The sequence below is a fragment of the Prosthecobacter sp. genome, from assembly GCF_044227185.1.
Taxonomy (GTDB): domain Bacteria; phylum Verrucomicrobiota; class Verrucomicrobiia; order Verrucomicrobiales; family Verrucomicrobiaceae; genus Prosthecobacter.
Genome location: NZ_JBGAFO010000008.1, coordinates 296,053 through 313,160, shown reverse-complemented (window position 1 = coordinate 313,160; position 17,108 = coordinate 296,053). Strand labels below are relative to the sequence as shown.

Here is a 17,108-nt window from a genome sequence, read left to right as displayed (position 1 = left end):
GTGATGGATGGGAACGTTTATCCATCTCGCCCCCTTCTTCGGGAGGGGAAAAAGTGATTCCTGAGTAGCTCAGCGGTAGAGCGGGTGGCTGTTAACCACTAGGTCGTAGGTTCGAACCCTACCTCAGGAGCCATTAACGACGACGGCAGAGTAGCTCAGGGGTAGAGCAGAGGACTCATAAGCCTTTGGTCGGGAGTTCAAATCTCCCCTCTGCCACCACGTTGAAAATCAACGTGGTAGGCATGCAAACGTGACGATCTGAGAACATGGCTAAGAACATGTCCAATCACGTCCGGCAGCGTCCAAATCTAGGCCGCTAGCTCCTGTTTGCAGGGAGAGGGTATGAAGCCATCCCGCAATCAACCGTCTGGACTTTTTGTTACGGACGCCATCTCGCTTGTAGGTGGATGCCAAGGAAGAACATGTGACTCGATGTAGGCATCCAAGCTTTCGGCACTGATGAGTCGAATGCCACGGACGTTGCCTTTTTTGCGCAAGAGTGACGATTTGATTTTGCCGTCGCGAAGGAACTCATAAAGAAGACTGCGGGATATGCCGCGTGTGCGCGCGGCTTCTTCCACACGGAGCCAGCGCAAGGGCTCCATCGTATGACTTTGAACGGTGGCTGAGGTTTGCGATGCTGCGTTCATGATGCTGTCGTTGGTTGTTCGGAAGGAGTGGGGTTGATGTTCGGTGCCAGCTTGTTCTCGAGACGATGTGTTATCCACGCACCGATTTTCCGGAGTTCGTCTGCTCCGAATTTTCGCATGGAGTTTTTGGCACGGTGTATCAGCAGACCTGACGATCCCACCCGTGGCGGCTTCGTTTTCTGCTTCAGTGATGCCGAAGGATGTGAAGGTGCTGGCTGTGTGGCCACAGTGGATTGGGGAACAGCGGTGGTCATGCTCGGGGAATGTGGGGGCGAGTTCGTCTCGGTAGTATTCTGATTGGACTCCACTTGACTTGCGCTTGCTGGAACAGCTGCGGGCAGAGGTACTTCTGAGGAGGCATCAGCGACTGGCATTTGCGGCACAGGCACATGGGCTTCAATGCTCAGCTGTGCTAACTCTGGCTTAGCATGCGATGATTCGACACTGCCAACGGCGGAAGCGGGCCGTTTGGCGAGATAGGCGCGGACATCCGAGATGAATACCAAGCGGCGAGCCTTCTTGCCGATTTTGACACGCTTCCACTTGATGAGCTTTTTTTTACACCAGGATCTCAGTGTAACCTCTTTTAATTTAAATGTTGCGGCTGCCTGTTGAAGAGAGACGGGCTCTTCCGCTGCTGGTGTGGCTGTCGCCATCGGTTGGTGCTGGTCGTTCGGTGTTTGTTTCATAGATTTTTGAATGGGTTTGTAGCTGACTGAGGAGGCTGATAAATTTGCTACCGTCTGAGGGGGCAAACATGATGCCCCTAGCCGACGGAGTGTTGGATTGGATTCGCGGTGTGGATGGCCTGGAATCGCCGAGGCCGCATCGTGCTGTTTTGACAGCACGGAAGAGAGGCGGCGGCGGGGGACTTCCCCGCCATCACCGTGGTTTGTTAAGAGGTGGCTCAAAGCTGTCCTCGCGGACAACCTTGGTCCTTTAACCCGGCGGGCGCCTTTCAGCGCACCGGGCTGCTGGCAGCGTCAACAGCGGGCATGGCTGCCTCACTGTTCGAGCGCAGTTGGGAATCGCAGTCTTGGTGCTCCAATCTCTGTAGAGGCTTCTTCATGTCCCTCACGTCCACCCATTCAGTACAAACGTGAAGTTTGTCGCGTCGGGTGAACAGAGATTGGCATCGATGGCACTTGCCGTGCTGTCGTTTTAGAAGCCTTGTCAGCTCTAACGGGATGGAAGGGTAGCTCCCCAACCGTGTCCCCCAGTAGGCCCAGTCGCCATCGAAGTACGACTTGCCCTTGCGGAGCTGCATGTGTTTAAGAATAGGGGTCTCGGCGAACAGGCGCATCACCAGTAGCTCTTGTGGATCCTTGCTGGAAGGGCAGTTAAACCGCCACTTCCCATCGGACCTTTTGAGGAACTGTTGCACTGTCCATTGGCGACCACGCTTTTTGTACCTGCGTCGGAGAGCCTTCCACAGCTTGAACCACACCAGGCTGTCCAGGCGGCTAAAGCTGTGCTTCGCGTTGCAGTGACGAAAGTAGTTGGACCACCCTCGGATGACCGCATTGATCTGCGGTATCAGAATCTCCTCGGCTCGGCGGGCGGCGTTTCGGTTGGGACTGCCACAGAGCATCATGTTGATGATCGTGGCGATTCGCTGGTAAACGCGCTCCTGAGCCTCAGGTGCGGGCCTGATGAGGGTGAAGACCTGTTTGAATGCCGCTTTCACGGCATACTTCCCGGTTTGGAATTGTTGAATGCAATGACCGAGGAAACTGAAGCCGGCGCTTCCTGTTTCGAGGTTAAGCGTATGCGTGATGCGGGTCTTTTCGGGGTGGATGGTTAACCCCATGTTGACCAGCCAGGCCGAGATGTACTCCCGGCATTCGGTGATGATCTTGCGATCCTTGTGAAGGACCACAAAATCGTCGGCATACATGACCATAACGGGCATCCGTTTTGGTCTCTTGGCATTCCTGGTTGTTCCCTGTTGGAAATATTCTGTCAGGTCTGACTCCAATCCGCAGAGAGCGATGTTTGCAAGCAAAGGTGACAGAGGTCCTCCTTGCGGAGTTCCCTCGTGAGTGGCGGACGCAACCCCACCCTCGATGCTTCCCGACTTCAGAACTCGGCGGATCGCCTGTTCCAATATCGTGAATGTGTCGATCTTCGCCAGGAGGGCCTCGTGGTCCACACGATCAAAGAATTTCTCGATGTCGGCGTCCAGAACCCATTTGGGTGAAGATTGAATGCTTGCTCTGATGATGTCGATGGCATCGTGAGCCCGGTGACCTTTGCGGAATCCATGCATGCCCGGAGTGAACCGGACCTCCCATTCGGGTTCGAGTGCCAGCGTTATGAGCGCCTGCAATGCTCGATCCTTCATGGCGGGTATTCCGAGCGGTCGTTGCTCGCTTTTGCCAGGCTTGGGGATTCTGACACGGCGTACTGGCAGGATGTCCTGATGTACATCAAGATCGTGTGCCAGTTGGAGCCTTTGTGAATCGGTGAGCCTTTTCTCGCCATCAATACCGGCGGTGTTACGGCCGGCGTTGATCTCTGAGACTTTATGTACTGCAATGCATCGGGCTGCGAAACTGCTTAGGAGCAGCTTTTGCAGGCGGTGCGTTTTCTTGCGATTTCCTTGCTGCGATGAGCCGAAGATGCGCCGTTGAAGATGGAAGACCTCCTGTTTGAATTGCTCCAGCGGAAGGTCCTCCCATTGATCGATGGGTTTCGTAATCATGTTCTTTTAATTGGTTTGGTCTTCGTGTTGCCCGTCCGAATTCGGCATCTCGCCCCCATTACAGGGGCGCACTGGCTTGGTCGGACGTCCTGCCCTTCGCCGTCATACGGGTGATGACCTACTCCTGGCTTGCGCCTGGAGAGACGACGGAGGTGACCACGTTTCGAGCGGGCGATTGACGATGGAGACGGTCCGGGCGCATTCGCCGGGGGCGGCCGGTGAATCCAGGAGATGTCGCACACTCCTGGAGGCGATACCCCAGTGCCTTTTGGCTGCGGCGTGCTGAGAGATTAGAAATCCCTTCCTCAACGAGATTACGCCGCCTTGTCCTTACGACGATTCGATCACCCTTTGTGTGACTGAACCGCTCCATCTGTGCTGCCTGCATCCCGGGCCTCGTTGCCCAGGATGAAAGCGTTTCATCCCGCTTCACCGCATCCGGCTTTATCACCACCGTACACGACTGGGACTGCTTTCAACCGATCACTGCGGCGACAGGAATTGGACTCTCGTCCGCACCTGTTCGCCCACTCGCTGTTCTGGGAACTCCATAGGGGCAGTTCTCAGCCATCATCCCCGGCCCCATGGCCGTTTTCTGATGGACGTGTCGCAGTTTGTAAATTGATAGAAACACGTCCCGTTAAGGACGTGCTTTTGAATGTTTCGGTTGGCAAAGAGCAGGGCAGCGGCGTGGCGCTGCCCGTCGCGAACCGCCCGATGCCCAGGAGTTAAAATCAATGTGATTTGCTCTAACTGGAAACACCTGACTGTCGTGACATGGAGTTTTCGTCCACGTCTTTTAAACGCTTGTGACTCCCTTAAATGGTGGTCCTGGAGGCTGTTCATAACAGGAGTGCGCAACGGTACGCAATGCCAGCTGCTCATTATGAACATACTGGGAAACATGCCCCAACATGAGTTCATAATCCCACTTAACGGTTCCTGAACGTCGATGGCTCGCGATCGAGGGGTGATCTGGGGACTCTTGAGGCCCTCTGAATGCACGCAGCCCCGTGGAGGCTTTGCGGAAAGGGTGGCGGCGAGTTGAAGAGAAAAGCAGTGCCTTCGGCCCATCCAGAGACGACACTTGAAACTTGCCTGCTCAGGCTTCATGTCTCAATTGCCTGACCACTGTACTGCCACAAATTAGATCGTACTCGAAGACATCTCTCCAAAAGGAATGCTTGATCAACGATTTGTACATTCGCTTAAAAATGATCGCCTATTACCGTGTCTCAAATAAAACACCTTACGCCCCTCCTTTGTACAAATCGAATTGCTTCGCTGTAAGCACAGCACGCCATTGCCTTGTACAAGGCTCGTTCTGAGGTGAAACAATAGTGCCATTTTTATGCCTTCAACGGCAGCTCAGGCATTGCATCATCAATGTACAAAAAATCGCTTGTGGAAAATGTACGGAATGGTTTCTGACGGACTTTATGCAGCGTGTACATTGTCTTGCCTGGTAGGGCCTTGCGGCGGACGAAGGCTGGTTGTTTGAGAGAATTTGAGACATGGACTTCCGGCAGGCAGCCTTCATCGTCATTGCTCCAACGCAGTACACCGGGCAGGAGTGACCATGGATGCCAGCGCTCCTGATGTAAAAAGTAGAGACTGTCTGGCTGGTGCTGGAAGCTAAGTTTGTAATGATCGTATTCATCGGTGAATGCGGCAATGCCTGAAGCCTCTCCGCGTAGCATGCATAGCGTCAGGTCCGCCAGGTCCCCAAACAACTCGGTCATGTAGGAAAGTGCCAGCGTCAGACGCTGCTCTTTCCCAAAGTCGAAGGTGGTCTCCGCCAACCGTCCTCGATTTCGCCAAAGGTGATCTCAAGCATCGTTTTCTCCCTCCGTCGGCAGCAGTGGTAGAGGGAGCGGTTTGGCAGGTTTGGCGATCTCCCCGGCCTTTTGCAGTTCACGCATGGCTTGATCGCGGGAGAAATAAAAATCACGTTCAGGGCCGGGATCGGTGACGTGCCAATGAATGATTCCATCGTCCAGATGCTCCACCTCGAACGGTGAAAACAGCCCCGCACAGCCCGGCTCGCCACAGGTGCAGGTGAGAAGCCAGTAGTCACCGGGTTTTTCGAGGCTGCGCACCAGTTCATCTTCGCACATTACATAACCAAGATTTAGCACCTCACCGTCGATCCTGAGCATGACACTCCGCCGCACCGAGCGCGGGTTCGCCCGTTTCAGATTTTTCACGATGTATTCAAACCGAGCCATGATCAGACGAAGAAGGGTGGAGCCGGAAGGATCATATTCATTCCACCCCATGCATCCGCCACCTGCAATGGTCGTGTTGGAGGATGGGAGCGACTCTGGTGGCAGAATCGTCGAATGAAGCGTGGCGTCAAGTGGGGCGAAGCAAGGCGAGCATCGAGAGATGAGACGGCCGGATGGAAGACTTTCACAAAGGTAAGGAGGCCCTTCTGAGCGCAAACTTACGCTTTTTCAATCCCACATCGTTACTTCACCGTTCTCGTCCACCACAAGCAAGCTTTGACCGCAGCGGGGGCAGGGTTCGTTCTGGTTCCAGACTTTGATGGTATGGATATTGCTTCTTTCGCAACAGGGCTTGATGCGACGGGGTGGAATGGAACAGCGGATTTTCTCAACCTCCGCATCTTGCAGGGTGCGGCAGGTTTCGCAGTAGATCGTCGTCGTCGCAGCGATCATGCCGGCATCCTTGCCGCCGGAGACGTGCCCCTTTAGCCCGCAGGCCGGGCAGATGAAGTCTTGCAGCATTCCCATGGGGTATCAGTTGGTTGGAAGTTGGAAAAATTACCCTTTCACAGGCGGTGCGCCATCACCGCTCAGGTCGGTACCAGCTTTCAGCAGCACCTCGATTCGCAGGATGGCCTGTTCCAGTTCGCCGCTGGAGACAAAGCCATCCCACAATCCGTCGTTGAATTTATCCGCCCCTTGGAAGCAGTAAATCAGGCGGCCGATCTGCGGGACCGAGGCTCGTGATACGTCTGCCGCTTTGATGACATGGGCATCCAATGGATCGACGTATTTGGGACCTTCGACTTGCTGCAGGTCCAGAGTGCCATCAAGGAGAGATTGCAGTTCCTCCTCGGTGAGAACTTTGCCATGCTCTTGCACGTAATCCCAATAAGATTGAGACCCAGGAGTGTTATACTCAGTGCTGGATCACATGAACTCGAACTCGCGACCCAGACGCCTGCAAGCATCCCAGAGAGCAAAGTAGTCCCGGTCGTGAATGACGGAGCTATGAGTGTACGAACGCTCGGCTGCCGGATCGTTCTTTTTGAAGGGCTCGTTGGCCTTCTGTCCATACCACAGGCTCACCAGTTCCGCTGCTGCGGTCAGGATGCGGTAGCGTTTGCGGCGGGAGGGTTTCATGAGGACGAGGCAATTGTTAGCAGGTCATCAAGGCGATCGTAAGGTTGCTCGACTACGGACCTACAAACGGCATTCGGGGCGGGGCGGTGTCCCACATGAGCTGCACTTCTTGGGGAGTGAGGCCGTAGGCTTGATTGATGAGGGCGCTGAGGGTGCGTTCGAGTTGAAGCATTTCGGCGGCGAGGGCGCGGGCGGGGGCGATGCTGCGGGTGTGCTCGGCACGCAGGGCGGCAAGGCTGGCGGCGGTGAGCGGCTGGCTTTTGCCACGCAGCTTCTTCACCTCGGCCACAAAGGCGTCCGAATCGAGCTCATTCAGGGCTGCGAGTTTCTGGCTGGGCTTCTCGATTGCGTATTCCACGCGCAGCCAGTCGAGCACGGTGTGCTGGGTCTGCTGCTGGCTGTCGCTGATGTCAATTAGGCGACTCACGGCGATTTCAACGGCGGTGCGGATGGCGGCGGTGGGTTCGGCGATGGGAAGTTCGGCCATCTTGAAAGCCACAGGTGACAAAGCCTCGTCCTTCATGTGTGGGAGGTAGCGCCAGTTGTGCCACCACATGAGCGGAGAGTTCAGAACGGCGAGCAGATAAAGATCATCGGTGCTGAGGAAAAAGGTTTTGTTGTTCCCGAAGCGGCCCGCGACATCGAGCGAGTAGCTTGGATGGAACTGAATCTCCTGGTAGAAAATTTTAGGCTTCTCAAACGCATCCCAATACGCGCATGAGCGTAATTCCCACCAATGACGGCCTTTGTCCTGGCGCTTCCGAAGCGCTTCTTCATGCGGCTTCATGTGGTCGTGAAGGCTGGGGTATAGCTCGCGAAATTTGTCTTCGGCGCTGTCACCAAGGTCTGCCCAAGGCCAGGCGTAATCATTGCTGGATGGCAGCACGATCATCCAGAGTTGATCCCAATTGGACTCCCAGCGATCAAGGTCACTCCCACGTAAATAGGGCTTAATGATTTCGCGACAACTTTCGTGATCTTTGGTTAGTCGTTGTTTGGTGGCATCGTCGATGAGGAAAGCGTCATTGAATCCAGTTTTGATACCGTATTGAGGAGATGAACCGACGAATTGTTTGAGCGTTTTGCCAGTTTGCCTCAGCTTGTTCAGCAGCGACAAGACTTCAGTGGGTTCCAATTGCCAGGCTTCAGCCTTCAATTGCTCGGCATCCATATCCGCGCCTCCTTTCTCGATCTGTACGCTGAGATCGTCGATGCGGAGCTGCTCTCTGGGGATGGTGCAGAGGCGGGCGGTTTTGGGCTTTTCTTCGCTGGTGGGCTTTTCGGCGACGATGATGCAGGGGAAGACATCGGCCTCCTCGAATATTTGCTTTGCGTGGCCGAAGTCCACGACACTGCGAACCCAAACCTTATCGCGAAAGAAGCGACGCAGCGGCTCGCCATAGCCTGCCTTCATCCATTTGTTGGTGACGATATAGGAAAGCAGACCGCCGGGCTTCAAGACGCGCTGGCCCAGCTCGTAAAAGTACACGTAGAGGTCGGCCATGCCGTGGTAGCTGGCGTAGTGCGCTTCGAGCCAGGGCTTGTAGGGCGTGAGAAATTCCTGCCGCACGTAAGGCGGATTGCCCACCACGACGTCGAAGCCGCCCTGGGCGAAGACTTCGGGGAAGGCGGCCTGCCAATTGAAGGCCTTGGGATGCACCGTGGAATCACTGACGACGCTGTTCCCTTCGCGGATGCTGTGGTCGAGGCTCGTGAGGCGCTTGCCATGCGCGGCGGTTTTGATCCAGAGGCTGAGCTGGCAGATCTGAATGGCCTCAGCGTTGAGGTCCACGCCGTAGATGTTGTTTTGAAGGATCTGGCGGTCGAGGTCGAAAAGTGTGCGGTGGCCGCGCAGTTCTTCCAGGCGCGCATTGGACACCTCGTAGTGGGCGTGAAGCTGGTCGAAAGCCTCGATGAGAAAGGCACCGCTGCCGCAAGCGGGATCGAGAATGCGCAGAGTCTTCAAGACTTCCTGCCACTGCTCCCAGAAGCGGATGAGCGCCTTGCGCTGCGGCTCATTGAGCGCTTGGAGATCGTAGGCATTGGGATCGATGAGCGTTTTTTTGGCGGTGCCAGTAGCGGCGGTCTCTTCGGTGAGGCGCAGGGCTTCGAACCGGACACGCAGTACGGCACCGAGCGTCTGCTCGACGATGTAGCGGGTGATGAAGGCTGGCGTGTAGAAGGCACCTTCCTTTTTGCGGCGGGTCTTGGCCAGCTTTTCATCGGCGAGGGCGCTGTCATCACGCTCCAAGTCCTGGCGCAGGCGTTCGAGGTCGGTGATGGACTGCTCGAAGATGTGACCGAGAATGTCCACGTCGATGACGGGACGGATTTCCTGGGTGTCTGAGGCGTCCGCCATCTCGCGCGCCGGGCGGTAATCGTAATCGGCGAGATCGCGGAAGAGCGCGCAGACTTCATCTGGGACGGCGAGGGTGTCGAGGCCCGCGTCATGCGCGAAGAGGCCGCCGTTGTAGGCGGGAATTTTCAGTCCGGCATTGCCGACATCGACGGAGCGGAAAAGGCCGCGAAAGTTATCCCAGATGGGCCGGGGATTATAGGGATCGTTGTGCTCGAAGGCGCAGCGAACGGTATTCGGCGGAAGAAGGACGCGGTCTTCGCAGAATGAGCAAAAGAGAATGCGGTCGAGCAGCTTCTGGGTACAGCGCAGGATTTCCTGCGGGTCCACCTGATCGTTGGCGACCCTAAGGTGGCCAAAAACCTCCTGGCGGATGTCGGCGTAGAGCGCGTAGAACTTGTTGGTCAGTTCACGCCCTGCGGACTCGGACGTGCGCAGCAAGGCGTTGAGATGGCTTTCACCATGAGCTGGCGCTACGCGCTCCGCGCCGAGGAGAAAGACGAAGCGTTTCCGTAGCGCTGCATCGCTGGCAAGGCGAGTGGTCTCAAAGCGTTCGTAGGTCTGTTGATTGGAACCTTTGTGATACAGTCGCGTCTCCTGCATGGAGGTGACAATGATCCAGTCACACGGTAGATTGATGGCGTAACGATAGGCCTGATCCACGGCGGACATACGTCGGCCTGCAAATGGGCGCTCCAGCGGATCGCGCGTGCCTTTGCCCTCGACGGCGACAATGAACTTCTTGGTCTCCGAGGTGAAGCGTCCGAGTGCGGCATCGGCGAACTGGCCATCCACCTCGACATGCGTCTCCCGCAGCAGGGTGAAGCTGTCTCCTGCACCCGCCGGGCCTGTGTAACCAAGGAGCTGGCCAAAGATGTCGGTAAGGAACTCGGGGAACAGTGCGGTTTCCTTGAACGTGTCCGCTTTTCCCGAGGAGATGAGGTCTGCCCAATGCTGCAGGCATGGCAGTGCTGACTCGGCCGATTCCGGCAGTGTGAAGGAATGCACCTCCCGGCGGACGAGCTCGGGATTGAAAAGAGGCTTGGTTTCGACGGCCATGAGGGAGGCTGCGATGATGGCAAGCCATCCTGAGACCGCACGGACAAAGTTGGCTTTGTCTCAGAAGGCGGTCATTATCCTCTTTGCCTATCACAGTGGCATTCGTTTGAACCGCACTTTGAGTTTTGCAGGACTGAGAACCAAGGGCTGAATCCCTCGTTCCAGTAGCAAATAGGCATAGGTAAATTCTCCCGGTGCTTGAATTGCTCGCTTGCCCATAGGCGCAGAACAGAACAACATTAGCCGTCGATACGCGCACACAGCAAATGTCCCAAACCCCACCTCTAAAGACAATGGACAACTACCAATGCAAAAACTGTTCGACGCTCATTCAGAACAGTTCCATTCCCAGGATTAGCGGCTGCCCTGACGCCTCATCTCACAATTGGACCAAGCTCGGTCCGGTGGGTGACATCAATTACCAGTGCAAGAAGTGCGGCACCCTCGCCAAGATGGCGAAGGAGCCACGCATTAGCGGTTGTCCAAAGGCCAGTTCACACCATTGGACAAAGCTGTAGCTCGGCCCGAATGAATTTCAGCGAGTCATCCACCCACTTCGACACCGGCTTTCGTGAGATTCAGGGGCTCACCTGGCTCCCTTGGGTAGGACACCGTTTCTCGGAGCGTCCAGCTCACAAGCGGCTCCTCATTGTCGGCGAGTCTCATTACATTGGTGAGCAGCCGCCCGACCAGCTTGAGAGGGTGATACGACAGCACCTCGAATACCCTCTATACACTAGAGAAATTGCTTCCAGAATCCTCGTCAAAGGTGAGCGCAATCGCACTCTGGACACATTGCCTAAAGTCCTTTTCAGGACGACCGACATAGACCGTGAACGGCTCTGGGGTGACACGGCATACTACAACTTCATTCAGCGGCCTATGCGCTACAAGCGAGAGGGGCTGCCAGAGCGCCCAACTCGCGAAGATTTTATTTCTGCCTGGAGAGTCTTTGCCGAGGTTGTCCGGCTCATTCAACCGAGCCACTGTCTTTTCATCGGCGTCGAGGCAGCGAACAGTTTTGACTTTTCCATGAACACTTACCGCCTACCGTTTGTTGCCGTGGCACAGACAGAGCGGGTCGGCAGGACGACTGCCAGGACTGCAAGGCTTGATCTGCCGGGCGCGAGCGCCGAACTTTTCTTCATCCAGCACCTCGGCAAGTTCTTTAGCTGGAGTCGCTGGCATGATTATCTCAACTCACAACATGCCGACTTCATGAACTGGCTTTCAACGGAGTCGTATGAGCTCGTGCGAGGGCCGCTAAAGTGATTCTGTCCATTTCATGGCACCGCTTCAACGGGGCCGCCCTCTGAGGAGGGCGGATAGAACAGTATTCAATGGCATCGGTGCGGCGGGCATCGACACTTCAACGGGGCCGCCCTCTGAGGAGGGCGGATAGTGCAGCCGATTCTTCCCGCAGCCCGCAGGCCCCGTCACTTCAACGGGGCCGCCCTCTGAGGAGGGCGGATAGGCGCCTATTCCCTGCGCCACATGGCGGCGGAGGCAGCGACTTCAACGGGGCCGCCCTCTGAGGAGGGCGGATAGTCCATCCAGGCGGCGCTCATCAGCAGCAGGCAGGTCACTTCAACGGGGCCGCCCTCTGAGGAGGGCGGATAGCAAGACATGCGCCTGCCGCCTCTACGCCGCGCAGAAACTTCAACGGGGCCGCCCTCTGAGGAGGGCGGATAGATCGATCTTGGCAAGATTGACGACATCACCGGCAATACTTCAACGGGGCCGCCCTCTGAGGAGGGCGGATAGAAATCTTGCCGGTTTCACCAGTGCCGGGCAGCGCGGCACTTCAACGGGGCCGCCCTCTGAGGAGGGCGGATAGCAAGAACAGCTCAGGCTTGCCAAAAATGCAGGCGTCAACTTCAACGGGGCCGCCCTCTGAGGAGGGCGGATAGATCGCCCGCGCCGCCACCTGGCACCACGCATGAAAATACTTCAACGGGGCCGCCCTCTGAGGAGGGCGGATAGATCGCCCGCGCCGCCACCTGGCACCACGCATGAAAATACTTCAACGGGGCCGCCCTCTGAGGAGGGCGGATAGTACCCAGGCAATTCCCCATGTCACTGCCGGAAGGCCACTTCAACGGGGCCGCCCTCTGAGGAGGGCGGATAGATCAGCGAAAAGCGACTGCAACCGCTCATCGACGAACTTCAACGGGGCCGCCCTCTGAGGAGGGCGGATAGCGGGGAGCCATTGATTGCCTTTGAAAACGCCGATGTCACTTCAACGGGGCCGCCCTCTGAGGAGGGCGGATAGGCCCTCAATGCCGGCACCTTTGAGCGTGCCGTCCGTACTTCAACGGGGCCGCCCTCTGAGGAGGGCGGATAGGCGCTCAACCGCCTGGCTGTGACTCCAGAAGAGGCACTTCAACGGGGCCGCCCTCTGAGGAGGGCGGATAGCTGTTTGCTCCATCCTGCGCCCGGACCGCTGGTGGCACTTCAACGGGGCCGCCCTCTGAGGAGGGCGGATAGGGGCATCGGGGCACTACGCCTCTTGTGCCCGGAACGTACTTCAACGGGGCCGCCCTCTGAGGAGGGCGGATAGTTGGACAGGAGGGACGGTGCGAGTTTGTCGCTCTCAGACTTCAACGGGGCCGCCCTCTGAGGAGGGCGGATAGCTGGAGCATTTCGCCGCCGTCTGTCTCTGCGGCATCACTTCAACGGGGCCGCCCTCTGAGGAGGGCGGATAGAGGCCGGTTGCTTGACGTGCGACGTGCACCAAGGCTTTACTTCAACGGGGCCGCCCTCTGAGGAGGGCGGATAGGCAGCAGCCAAGGCCGCAGCAGACGCAGCCGCCGCGCACTTCAACGGGGCCGCCCTCTGAGGAGGGCGGATAGAATCTCAAAAGTCTTTCTCCCTGCCGCCACCGCATCAAACTTCAACGGGGCCGCCCTCTGAGGAGGGCGGATAGGAGGCCTTTGGGGACGAAAAAGATTCCTTATTGAGATACTTCAACGGGGCCGCCCTCTGAGGAGGGCGGATAGCCGGATCAAGGCGGAGGCGTCCATTGGCGTAGAGGTCACTTCAACGGGGCCGCCCTCTGAGGAGGGCGGATAGCCAAGCACGCGGCCCGCCTCAACGGCTACCACCGCACTTCAACGGGGCCGCCCTCTGAGGAGGGCGGATAGCGCATTGGCATAAGGAGGACAATCGCCCCATCACGCACTTCAACGGGGCCGCCCTCTGAGGAGGGCGGATAGTTGCCGATACAAACTTGGTCTTGCCCGCTTCGGCCTGCACTTCAACGGGGCCGCCCTCTGAGGAGGGCGGATAGGGCTCGGCGCTTTCAAAGCGTGAGGCGCAGAGCTTGAACTTCAACGGGGCCGCCCTCTGAGGAGGGCGGATAGCCCGCAAAGGCATCGCTGAGTGGAAAGAGCGCAAATGACTTCAACGGGGCCGCCCTCTGAGGAGGGCGGATAGGTCACCTTCGCGGTACACCAGTTTGCCGTTGTCGTTACTTCAACGGGGCCGCCCTCTGAGGAGGGCGGATAGAGGCGGGCGCGAGAGTGCGGCCGTGTGACCAGTCCTGACTTCAACGGGGCCGCCCTCTGAGGAGGGCGGATAGCTCGTCATCTATGACGCGGACGAGTCCAGCACGGACTAACTTCAACGGGGCCGCCCTCTGAGGAGGGCGGATAGCACTCACCCGGCCCGCATCCTCGGCGGAAAACACCCCCACTTCAACGGGGCCGCCCTCTGAGGAGGGCGGATAGTCATTGAAGGACTCTCCGGCCAGCAGCTCATCAGCGTCACTTCAACGGGGCCGCCCTCTGAGGAGGGCGGATAGATCCTCAATACACACTCGGCATTGATGATGGCCAATACGTACTTCAACGGGGCCGCCCTCTGAGGAGGGCGGATAGCAGCGAGAGCCAGAAGGCGGCGCTGGAGCGGTGCCTACTTCAACGGGGCCGCCCTCTGAGGAGGGCGGATAGCACGGGCACCGGGGCCGTGCGGCTGGCTGGCGACGTTACTTCAACGGGGCCGCCCTCTGAGGAGGGCGGATAGTCAATGGCACCACGGCGGAAATGGATATGCCACAAATCGGCACTTCAACGGGGCCGCCCTCTGAGGAGGGCGGATAGGTGGAGCTGAAAGAGGCGGGGGGAGTTACTTGTCTTTACTTCAACGGGGCCGCCCTCTGAGGAGGGCGGATAGCAGCCGGAATAATTGGGCAGCTTGCTGGGCTCTGAGAAGAACTTCAACGGGGCCGCCCTCTGAGGAGGGCGGATAGAAGAAACTGCTTTTATAGACTTAATTTCCAAAGGCTTACTTCAACGGGGCCGCCCTCTGAGGAGGGCGGATAGCAGCCGATGCCGAAGGTGACGATCATGCCGCCGATCTGACTTCAACGGGGCCGCCCTCTGAGGAGGGCGGATAGACCACACGCACCTCCTCCTGCAGCTTCGCCAGGTCACTTCAACGGGGCCGCCCTCTGAGGAGGGCGGATAGCAACCGACTGGTGAAGCTGATGGACAACCTGGGAGCGACTTCAACGGGGCCGCCCTCTGAGGAGGGCGGATAGCTGAAGCTCGAAGCCGCCAAAACGGCGGAGGAAAAAAAACTTCAACGGGGCCGCCCTCTGAGGAGGGCGGATAGATTGACGTCGGTGCGCATGGAGTCGGCGCCGTCGATTTACTTCAACGGGGCCGCCCTCTGAGGAGGGCGGATAGTGAGCGAGAGAGTGCCGCTGATGATGCCACCATAGCAGACTTCAACGGGGCCGCCCTCTGAGGAGGGCGGATAGAGGCATCGGCACCTTCAGGCGTCCAGGTCAGCCCGGTCAGACTTCAACGGGGCCGCCCTCTGAGGAGGGCGGATAGCACTGGCATGCGCGGCACAGACAGCGCCCCCCCCTCACTTCAACGGGGCCGCCCTCTGAGGAGGGCGGATAGATGGCGACTTGGCGCCAGTGCTGGCACGCGATGAAAAACTTCAACGGGGCCGCCCTCTGAGGAGGGCGGATAGACGCTCCGCGCGCGCCTGCTGCTGCATGAGGTTCTTACTTCAACGGGGCCGCCCTCTGAGGAGGGCGGATAGGGGGTATTTCGTGAGCGTGTGCCTCCCGAATTTGGAACTTCAACGGGGCCGCCCTCTGAGGAGGGCGGATAGACGGAATCCGATGGAGCGTGAGGCACCATCGAAGCCCACTTCAACGGGGCCGCCCTCTGAGGAGGGCGGATAGTCGCCAGGACGGAAGCCGACGGCGCGGGAGGTGCCATCACTTCAACGGGGCCGCCCTCTGAGGAGGGCGGATAGCCGGCGAGGTCCCGCAGACGCTTTACCGCGAAGGCTGACTTCAACGGGGCCGCCCTCTGAGGAGGGCGGATAGTCTCAGACACGGTGCCAGCAGCGCGGAGCTGCATGATGACTTCAACGGGGCCGCCCTCTGAGGAGGGCGGATAGATGGCGCTGGCTTCGAGGCAACGACCCGGACGGCTGGACTTCAACGGGGCCGCCCTCTGAGGAGGGCGGATAGGCTACGTGGCGGCGAGCGTGCGCTTTTGGGCGCAGGAACTTCAACGGGGCCGCCCTCTGAGGAGGGCGGATAGCAGGCGCTGCGGATGATGTTCGCCGCCCGCACCCGACTTCAACGGGGCCGCCCTCTGAGGAGGGCGGATAGGGTTAATACCAACACCATCGCCCTCGGTTCGTTCGGACTTCAACGGGGCCGCCCTCTGAGGAGGGCGGATAGGGTCTGGGCCGCGGCGCAAAAAAACCCGGCCGAATCACTTCAACGGGGCCGCCCTCTGAGGAGGGCGGATAGGCGTGGTGAGCCACACGAAGGGCACCTCTGCCTCTCAACTTCAACGGGGCCGCCCTCTGAGGAGGGCGGATAGGAATGGGCGGGCACAGAGGGGAATATCACCCCTGAGAACTTCAACGGGGCCGCCCTCTGAGGAGGGCGGATAGACCAAGGAACTCGTGGCGGTGGAGGCGCTGGAAGCATACTTCAACGGGGCCGCCCTCTGAGGAGGGCGGATAGGAGCGCCGCCTTTTTTATGTGGGAATCACCCGCGCGACTTCAACGGGGCCGCCCTCTGAGGAGGGCGGATAGATGGAAAGAGGCATTTGGCAAATTCGCCCCGCTGCTACTTCAACGGGGCCGCCCTCTGAGGAGGGCGGATAGGTTTTATTCGTTTCAAAGCTCAAACAAGCGCCTATTACTTCAACGGGGCCGCCCTCTGAGGAGGGCGGATAGCGGTCGTTTGCGATGATTCCCGCGTCCGCGATGCCATCACTTCAACGGGGCCGCCCTCTGAGGAGGGCGGATAGATGGGCTTCAAATACATCGCTCGGCACCACATCTGACTTCAACGGGGCCGCCCTCTGAGGAGGGCGGATAGAAAGAGGTGCAGCTCCGCCAGTATGCGCAGGACAATACTTCAACGGGGCCGCCCTCTGAGGAGGGCGGATAGTGTCGGCTTCCGGGCCTAGCAGATTCAAGCTTTCCAGCAGCACTTGGCGAGCGGCTGGTCAACCATGATGCTGGTGACGGATGCGACATGAAATAAAAGAGGGGAAAGTGTTGGTTTTCAACGTGCGAGAGCTTGCGGCACCCGGAGACGCCATCGAACCGCTCGCGGTCTAAACTTGGGATATGTAAAAGATCAAAAACAGACGTGACGTGTTCTACACCACGTAGCACGGCGCATCAAACTTGGAATAAGGCAATCCCAAGGATGAAATCACCCGGTCGCCGCGTCCCTCCGCCGGGCCGAGTGAGACGAACAGCACCTGGTCCTCGTCCTGCTTGATCAGCGACTTTAGTTCGCGCTGCAGTTGGACAAGTTCACGTGGATTCAGATCGCACTCGAAAACGGAAAATTGCAGGTGAGTGCCATGATTTTTGCACACCTTGAAGACCTTCTTCAAACGCCTGTCGTTGGCGATGTCATAGCACACCAAGTAGGTGTGACGGGCGCTGACGATGACATTGCGGTCTGACATGA

General features: G+C 58.2%; 11 protein-coding genes, 2 tRNA genes and 1 CRISPR repeat array. Of the genes, 3 read left to right on the top strand and 10 right to left on the bottom strand.

Going from position 1 to position 17,108, the window contains the following annotated elements; translation table 11 throughout:
- The first annotated feature begins 58 nt into the window (after positions 1 to 58).
- Together ACILSQ_RS20010 and ACILSQ_RS20005 are read left to right on the top strand one after the other, a co-directional pair.
- Positions 59 to 133 (top strand) — tRNA-Asn (locus ACILSQ_RS20010).
- A gap of 11 nt (positions 134 to 144) precedes the next feature.
- Positions 145 to 219, top strand: a tRNA-Met gene (locus ACILSQ_RS20005).
- Positions 220 to 359: 140 nt separating this feature from the next.
- On the opposite strand, the gene ACILSQ_RS20000 is transcribed toward ACILSQ_RS20005, so the two are convergent.
- The 9 genes from ACILSQ_RS20000 to ACILSQ_RS19960 all read right to left on the bottom strand — a co-directional run bounded on the left by ACILSQ_RS20000 (position 360) and on the right by ACILSQ_RS19960 (position 10,140).
- A complete protein-coding gene (locus ACILSQ_RS20000) occupies positions 360 to 650 on the bottom strand; it encodes a helix-turn-helix domain-containing protein (protein WP_395745425.1) in 291 nt (96 codons plus the stop codon).
- On the bottom strand, positions 647 to 1,339 hold the full coding sequence (locus ACILSQ_RS19995; protein WP_395745424.1) for a hypothetical protein: 693 nt from the start codon (positions 1,337 to 1,339) through the stop codon (positions 647 to 649). The genes ACILSQ_RS20000 and ACILSQ_RS19995 overlap by 4 nt, the downstream gene beginning before the upstream one ends.
- A gap of 269 nt (positions 1,340 to 1,608) precedes the next feature.
- A complete protein-coding gene (locus tag ACILSQ_RS19990) occupies positions 1,609 to 3,354 on the bottom strand; it encodes a reverse transcriptase domain-containing protein (RefSeq protein ID WP_395745423.1) in 1,746 nt (581 codons plus the stop codon).
- A gap of 1,349 nt (positions 3,355 to 4,703) precedes the next feature.
- The gene (locus tag ACILSQ_RS19985) at positions 4,704 to 5,156 is read right to left on the bottom strand and encodes a hypothetical protein (protein ID WP_395745422.1); all 453 of its coding nucleotides are present in this window, start codon (positions 5,154 to 5,156) and stop codon (positions 4,704 to 4,706) included.
- Between the two features lie 27 nt (positions 5,157 to 5,183).
- The gene (locus ACILSQ_RS19980; protein WP_395745421.1) at positions 5,184 to 5,582 is read right to left on the bottom strand and encodes a hypothetical protein; all 399 of its coding nucleotides are present in this window, start codon (positions 5,580 to 5,582) and stop codon (positions 5,184 to 5,186) included.
- Positions 5,583 to 5,810: 228 nt separating this feature from the next.
- Complete coding sequence (locus ACILSQ_RS19975; protein WP_395745420.1) at positions 5,811 to 6,110, bottom strand: hypothetical protein; 300 nt, start codon at positions 6,108 to 6,110, stop codon at positions 5,811 to 5,813.
- A gap of 30 nt (positions 6,111 to 6,140) precedes the next feature.
- Positions 6,141 to 6,464 (bottom strand): hypothetical protein, encoded by a 324-nt coding sequence (locus ACILSQ_RS19970; RefSeq protein WP_395745419.1) that lies wholly within the window; start codon positions 6,462 to 6,464, stop codon positions 6,141 to 6,143.
- A gap of 48 nt (positions 6,465 to 6,512) precedes the next feature.
- Positions 6,513 to 6,725 carry a hypothetical protein gene (locus ACILSQ_RS19965; RefSeq protein ID WP_395745418.1) on the bottom strand — a complete coding sequence of 71 codons (213 nt, stop codon included), beginning with the start codon at positions 6,723 to 6,725 and terminating at the stop codon, positions 6,513 to 6,515.
- A 52-nt stretch (positions 6,726 to 6,777) separates the two neighbouring features.
- Positions 6,778 to 10,140: an Eco57I restriction-modification methylase domain-containing protein gene (locus ACILSQ_RS19960; protein WP_395745417.1), complete on the bottom strand. Its 3,363-nt coding sequence runs from the start codon at positions 10,138 to 10,140 to the stop codon at positions 6,778 to 6,780.
- 528 nt (positions 10,141 to 10,668) lie between these two features.
- On the opposite strand from ACILSQ_RS19960, the gene ACILSQ_RS19955 reads away from it, so the two are divergent.
- Positions 10,669 to 11,412, top strand: a complete 744-nt coding sequence (locus ACILSQ_RS19955; RefSeq protein WP_395745416.1) for a hypothetical protein — start codon at positions 10,669 to 10,671, stop codon at positions 11,410 to 11,412.
- 21 nt (positions 11,413 to 11,433) lie between these two features.
- Positions 11,434 to 16,574: a CRISPR direct-repeat array (repeat unit 36 nt; unit sequence ACTTCAACGGGGCCGCCCTCTGAGGAGGGCGGATAG).
- A gap of 214 nt (positions 16,575 to 16,788) precedes the next feature.
- On the opposite strand, the gene cas2 is transcribed toward ACILSQ_RS19955, so the two are convergent.
- Positions 16,789 to 17,106: a CRISPR-associated endonuclease Cas2 gene (gene cas2 / locus ACILSQ_RS19950; RefSeq protein ID WP_395745415.1), complete on the bottom strand. Its 318-nt coding sequence runs from the start codon at positions 17,104 to 17,106 to the stop codon at positions 16,789 to 16,791.
- Positions 17,107 to 17,108 lie beyond the last annotated feature (2 nt).

What these genes read in the sequence shown, in the direction of transcription:
- ACILSQ_RS20000 (WP_395745425.1), bottom strand. Translation starts at nt 650, where the DNA reads ATGAACGCAGCATCGCAAACCTCAGCCACCGTTCAAAGTCATACGATG.
- ACILSQ_RS19995 (WP_395745424.1), bottom strand. Translation starts at nt 1,339, where the DNA reads ATGAAACAAACACCGAACGACCAGCACCAACCGATGGCGACAGCCACA.
- ACILSQ_RS19990 (WP_395745423.1), bottom strand. Translation starts at nt 3,354, where the DNA reads ATGATTACGAAACCCATCGATCAATGGGAGGACCTTCCGCTGGAGCAA.
- ACILSQ_RS19980 (WP_395745421.1), bottom strand. Translation starts at nt 5,582, where the DNA reads ATGGCTCGGTTTGAATACATCGTGAAAAATCTGAAACGGGCGAACCCG.
- ACILSQ_RS19975 (WP_395745420.1), bottom strand. Translation starts at nt 6,110, where the DNA reads ATGGGAATGCTGCAAGACTTCATCTGCCCGGCCTGCGGGCTAAAGGGG.
- ACILSQ_RS19965 (WP_395745418.1), bottom strand. Translation starts at nt 6,725, where the DNA reads ATGAAACCCTCCCGCCGCAAACGCTACCGCATCCTGACCGCAGCAGCG.
- ACILSQ_RS19960 (WP_395745417.1), bottom strand. Translation starts at nt 10,140, where the DNA reads ATGGCCGTCGAAACCAAGCCTCTTTTCAATCCCGAGCTCGTCCGCCGG.
- ACILSQ_RS19955 (WP_395745416.1), top strand. Translation starts at nt 10,669, where the DNA reads ATGAATTTCAGCGAGTCATCCACCCACTTCGACACCGGCTTTCGTGAG.
- cas2 (WP_395745415.1), bottom strand. Translation starts at nt 17,106, where the DNA reads ATGTCAGACCGCAATGTCATCGTCAGCGCCCGTCACACCTACTTGGTG.